This window comes from Nocardia sp. NPDC003345 (assembly GCF_053589395.1).
Genome location: NZ_JBSFRU010000399.1, coordinates 1 through 5,208 on the forward strand (window position 1 = coordinate 1; position 5,208 = coordinate 5,208).

5 protein-coding genes are annotated in these 5,208 nt (G+C 68.7%); 3 read left to right on the forward strand and 2 right to left on the reverse strand.

The window, feature by feature from the left end; translation table 11 throughout:
• Nucleotides 1-15: 15 nt before the first annotated feature.
• On the forward strand, nt 16-933 hold the full coding sequence (locus ACWDU1_RS29120; protein WP_450003353.1) for a LysR substrate-binding domain-containing protein: 918 nt from the start codon (nt 16-18) through the stop codon (nt 931-933).
• Here the strand turns inward: ACWDU1_RS29120 and ACWDU1_RS29125 are convergent.
• Nucleotides 915-1,838, reverse strand: a complete 924-nt coding sequence (locus tag ACWDU1_RS29125; RefSeq protein ID WP_450003354.1) for a DAPG hydrolase family protein — start codon at nt 1,836-1,838, stop codon at nt 915-917. The genes ACWDU1_RS29120 and ACWDU1_RS29125 overlap by 19 nt on opposite strands.
• A 163-nt stretch (nt 1,839-2,001) precedes the next feature.
• On the opposite strand from ACWDU1_RS29125, the gene ACWDU1_RS29130 reads away from it, so the two are divergent.
• A complete protein-coding gene (locus ACWDU1_RS29130; RefSeq protein WP_450003356.1) occupies nt 2,002-2,397 on the forward strand; it encodes a nitroreductase family deazaflavin-dependent oxidoreductase in 396 nt (131 codons plus the stop codon).
• Nucleotides 2,398-2,440: 43 nt separating this feature from the next.
• On the opposite strand, the gene ACWDU1_RS29135 is transcribed toward ACWDU1_RS29130, so the two are convergent.
• Nucleotides 2,441-2,977, reverse strand: coding sequence for a hypothetical protein (locus tag ACWDU1_RS29135; RefSeq protein WP_450003358.1), 537 nt, complete (start codon nt 2,975-2,977; stop codon nt 2,441-2,443).
• Between the two features lie 215 nt (nt 2,978-3,192).
• Here ACWDU1_RS29135 and ACWDU1_RS29140 point away from each other — a divergent pair, with 215 nt between their 5' ends.
• Nucleotides 3,193-4,839, forward strand: coding sequence for a GMC family oxidoreductase (locus tag ACWDU1_RS29140; RefSeq protein WP_450003360.1), 1,647 nt, complete (start codon nt 3,193-3,195; stop codon nt 4,837-4,839).
• The last annotated feature ends 369 nt before the right edge of the window (nt 4,840-5,208 follow it).

The window sequence follows — 5,208 nt, forward strand, 5'->3', positions numbered from 1 at the left end:
ACCTATTATGAATCGGTGTTTACCTTGAACCAGCTGGAGAGCTTCGTCGCCGTCGCCGAGACCCTGCACTACGGGCGCGCCGCGGAACGCCTCTCGATCAGCCAGCCGCCGCTGTCGCGGCGGATCCAGCTACTCGAGCGCGAACTGCGGGTCGAGTTGTTCGACCGCACCGGTCGCGCGGTCCGCCTCACCACCGCCGGTCAGGCCTTTCTCGGTGATGCCCGGCGGATCCTGGGACTCTCCGAACAGGCCGCGCTCACGGTGCGGCGGGTTCCGGCCGGTGAAATCGGCACGGTGGCAATGGGTTTCACCGCGTCCTCGGCGCATTCGATCCTGGACGCCTTCGTGGCCGCCGCCCGCACCCGGCTCCCCGGCGTCGACCTGGTGCTCCGCGAAAGGGTGTCGGGCACCCAGCTCGAGGAGCTACGCGCGGGCGAACTCGACCTGGTCCTGGTGCGCCCGCCGGTGCGCGGTAGCGAACTCGCCCACCACCCCCTGCACCGCGAACCCCTGCTGGCCGCCGTTCCCGCCGCGCACCCACTGGCGAGCCGGGAGGCGATACCCCACGTGCGAGATTTCGACGACGAACCGTTCGTCATGTACTCACCTTCGGAGGCCCGCTACTTCTACGAGGTGCTGGTGGGCGTATTCCGCGGCGCCGGGATCGCGCCGCGATACGTGCAGCATCTGAGTCAGGTGCATACGATCCTGGCCCTGGTCCGCGCGGGTCTCGGGCTCGCACTGGTCCCGCGCGCCGCCGAAGCGTTCGGCCTGGACGGGGTGGTGCTGCGGCCGGTGGAGGGTATCCGCGGCGAACCGGTCGAACTGGTCGCCGCGTGGCGCGCCGACGATGACAACCCCGCCCTGCACGCGGTGCGTGATCTGGTGGTGGAGGTGGCCGAAACGGCCGGCGCTCAGGTGGCGAACCGCTGATACAGCTCCGGCAGGAAGCCGGCCAGATGGTTCATCTCCTGCCCGCAGTGCAGCAACAGATCGCGGGCGAGATCGAGGCCGGGAAGCAGATCGCCCGGATCGACCGCGGCGCCACGCTGGACCGCCCGCGCGGTATGTGGCGCGTCGATACCGTGGAGTCCGTACAGCCCCAGGTAGAAGCGGCTGCGCATCTCGCAACCGCCCGGGATCGGCCGGACCTGATGCGCCAGCCACCCGAGGTCCACGGGCGCCACACTGCTGCCGACCCGCCCGAGGATCACGGTGTGCCCGTCCGGGACGGTGAACCCGTAACCCACCGGGTCGTGGAAGGCGATGGCCAGCTGCTGCAGTTTCGGGCCGACGTATTCGTCCACGTAGGACACGGTGCCGATATAGCGTTCCCGATCGGTTCCGGCCCGGTCGTTCCGGTCCGCCGCCACCTCGGCGAACATATGCGCGTCCGGATGCCACAGCTTGTAGCGGGCCGATTCGGTCAGATGCCAGCCGAACCACCAGTCCCACATGGCCGCCGTGACGCCCGGCATCTCGGTACGGACGGCCACCCAGACCGCTCCCGACGCCATCCGCCCGTATCCGGTTTCGATCGGCGCGTAACCGCCGGGGGCGAGTTCGCCGGTGAGGCTTTCGAACGGCGGAATCCGCTCGGGCGGCACCGGCGGGCCCGCATGCGCCTCGGTGACCGCGGGCTGCGGGTCGGCGGTGCGCTCTGCCATGAACGACGCGTACGGCCGGACCCGGTCCTGCTCCGAGTATCCGCGATAGCGGGTGTTCACCACCGGTTCCTCGGCGCGGGCGGTCGCGGAACGGCCCATCCCCGCTGCCATCACCCCCGCCCCGGCCGCGAGCGCCAGCGCCCTCCGGCGGGTCACCGTCAGCTTCGACATTCGTGCAGACTACTGGCGAAACAGCCGCTCGGCGACGGTTGCCCGGCACAGAGAATACGCTGTCCGATAGTGATTTCCGAGCATCCTCGCACTCGCGGCGGCGCAGTAGATTTCCGCCCACGGACGGATGCCCCGGCGACCGCCCGCTTCTAGGCTCATCGATATGACGAGCACCGAAGGCCCACTGCCGCACTACTTTCCGAAATGGGCCGACCGGCTCGGCGACCGATACCTCAACCCGCTGATGCGACGGCTGGCCCCCTCGCTCCCGGGTTTCGCCGTGGTCGAACACATCGGCCGCAGATCCGGGAACTCCTACCGCACTCCGGTCAGTCTCTTCCGCCGCGGCGATGTGATGGCCGTCGTGCTGCTCCACGGTGAGACCGACTGGGCCAGGAATATCGTCGCCGCCGGTGGGGCCCGCATCCATTACCGCGGTAAAGCCGTCACCGTGCGCGACCCGCGGATCGTGCCACCCCGCGCGGCCGCCGCGAACACGCCCCGGCTCGCGCGCCTCGGCAACCGGATCGCCGGGATGGTCGTCTTCGAGGCGCGGTGACTCCCCCGACACCACACGCGCATGCCTCGGCACAGCGACGCGTTCAGTGCGTGAGCGCGACCTTCACGACCACCACCACCGTCGCGACCACCGTGAGCAGCACCGCCGACAGCACCGACCACCGGTTCGGCGGCTCGCCCTTCAGGCGCCGGATAACGAATACGATCCCGCCGATCCGGGCCAGCACCGCCACCTCCGCGAAAACCTGCGCGGTCCGCGGCTCCAGCCAGCCCGGCAGGGCGGTCGCCAGTATCACGCACGGCAGCACCGCCGAACTGAGGATCGGCACGGAATTGCGCAGCTCCCGCCACCTGTCCGCCGTCGTGAGAGTCCGGTGCTCCCGCACACTGTCGCCCACCGCCTCGGCGAAACTGTGCGCCACGAACGTCGAAGCCGCCGTTCCCAGCACCACCAGAATCCCGACGTGCCGCGCACTGGTCACCACCGGCACCAGCGCCGTGAGCACCAGGACATTGCCGTAGATGTAGGCGCTGATCCGGCTCGCCACGTTCCCGCTGTCCAGCGGCTTTCCGCGCGCGAACAGCGGACGGTGCAGCATCGAGTGCGAGCCGGAGTCCATCGGCCTCCTCCATTGCCGAGAGCGGCCCGCCGGGTCCGGCCGACCAGGTACGACCGGGTCGATTCTGCACCACGAACCCGGGCCGGTGACCGCACCTCGCCAGCGGAGATCCCGAACTCGGCGGAGAGCCTTTTGCGAAGAAACTAGAACGCGTTACAGTTGTGCGCAGCCGGTCGTCGACGCCCGGCCGATCTCCGAGCGAAGGATTGAGCACCATGGCCAAGCGCGCGCCCAGCAACGAAGCCGACTACGTGGTCGTCGGATCCGGCAGCTCCGGCGCGATCGTCGCGGGCCGGCTCGCCCAGTCCGGCGCGAGCGTGATCCTGCTCGAGGCCGGCAAGTCCGACGACAAGGGTTTCCACGGCTACTTCACCAAGAAGCCCGGCATGATCGGCCCCATGCACTCCGAGCCCAAGCTCGAGAAGTTCTTCGACTGGGGCTACCGGTCGGTGCCGCAGCCGGGTCTGGACGGGCGCCGGATGCCCGCGCCGCGCGGCAAGGTCGGCGGCGGTTCCTCCTCGGTCAACGGCATGGTCTACGTCCGCGGTAACCGCGCCAACTACGACTCCTGGGCCGCCGAGGGCAATACCGGCTGGTCGGCCGACGAGGTCAACGAGGCCTACAAGCGCTACGAGGACTTCGAGGACGGCGCGAACGAGTTCCGCGGCGCCGGCGGTCCGATCAAGATCACCCGCAACAAGACCCCGCAGGAAGCGACCCTGCAGTTCATCCAGGCCACCGCCGATACCCTCGGCGTCAAGATCCTCGACGACTACAACGCCGCCGAGCAGGAGGGCATCGCCCGGATGCAGCAGAACGCCGCCGACGGTCTGCGCTACTCCTCCACCCGCGGCTACGTGCACCACCTCGCCCCGCCCACCCTGGATTTCCAGACCGAGGTACACGTCACCAAGGTGATCGTCGAGAACGGCCGCGCCACGGGCGTCGAGGTGCGCGACAAGGGCAAGGGCGCCCCGCGCGTCATCTCCGCCGGTAAGGAGGTCATCCTCTCCGCCGGCTTCATCAACAGCCCGCAGCTGCTGATGCTCTCCGGTATCGGCCCCGCCGAGCATCTCGCCGCCCTCGGCATCGAGACCATCGCGGACCTGCCGGTCGGCGACAACCTGCACGATCACCTCTTCCATCCGCTCTCGTTCCACGTCCCCTCCATCGCCTACCGCGGCAACCCGTGGACCTTCGCCAAGGGCGTCGCCCGCGACGTCTTCCGCGGCGATTCGTTCCTGAACAATTCGGTCTTCGAATCGGTCGGTTTCGTGCGCAGCAGCATGGCCACCGACGTCCCGGACATCCAGCTGCACGCCCTGCCGTGGACCTACCCGAGCCCCAACCAGGACGAGCCGGTCCGGCATATGCCCGACCCGCGGCCGGGCCTGACGGTCTTCTCGACGCTGATCTACCCCCGCAGCCGCGGCACCATCCGGCTCGCCTCGGCCGACCCGGCGGCCGCGCCGCTGATCGACTACCAATACTTCACCGACCCGCACGATGTCGAGGTGCTCGCGCAGGGCACCGAGATGATCCGCGAAATCATGGCGTCGCCGGTCTTCGGGGGCGGCGTGAAGACCGAGATCCATCCCGGCACCTCCGTCCCGAACGGCGAAGAACTCCGGACCGCGCTCAAACAGCGGTCGACCTCGGTCTACCACGGCGTCGGCACCTGCCGGATGGGCGTGGACGACCGTGCCGTCGTCGACCCCCGGCTCAAAGTGCGCGGTATCGAGGGTCTGCGCGTCGTCGACGCCTCGATCATGCCGAGCATCACCGGCGGCAACACCAACGCCCCGTGCTTCATGATCGGCGAGAAGGCCGCCGAGATCATCCTCGCCGACGCGACCCGGTAGGCGACCGCGGAATCCGAGCCGGAAAGGTCCAGCGGCTCCGCGGCTCCGGGACAAGACTCGGCACGACGGCCTGTCTTCAGCCGGTCCGATGCTTCGGCCCGCACCCATACGGTGCGGGCCGTTCTCGTATTCGTGGGATGTGCGGAACCGACCCGGCTCGCGGCGCGTCGGTCTATTTGTGAAGATCGGTGGCGATATGACACGACGACAACGGGGGATACATGCCTGAACCTGCTCCGATTTCCGTAGATTCGAGATCGATAGCCGATGCGGGAACCTTTCTGTCAGAGGTTGCCAGCACACTCGGTAACGGGTTCATCCGGATGGATACCGAGATAGACGGTATGGCCGCCTACTGGTCGGGCCCGG

Coding starts and splice junctions, on each gene's coding strand:
- ACWDU1_RS29125 (WP_450003354.1), bottom strand. CDS start 1,838: ATGTCGAAGCTGACGGTGACCCGCCGGAGGGCGCTGGCGCTCGCGGCC.
- ACWDU1_RS29140 (WP_450003360.1), top strand. CDS start 3,193: ATGGCCAAGCGCGCGCCCAGCAACGAAGCCGACTACGTGGTCGTCGGA.
- ACWDU1_RS29130 (WP_450003356.1), top strand. CDS start 2,002: ATGACGAGCACCGAAGGCCCACTGCCGCACTACTTTCCGAAATGGGCC.
- ACWDU1_RS29135 (WP_450003358.1), bottom strand. CDS start 2,977: ATGGACTCCGGCTCGCACTCGATGCTGCACCGTCCGCTGTTCGCGCGC.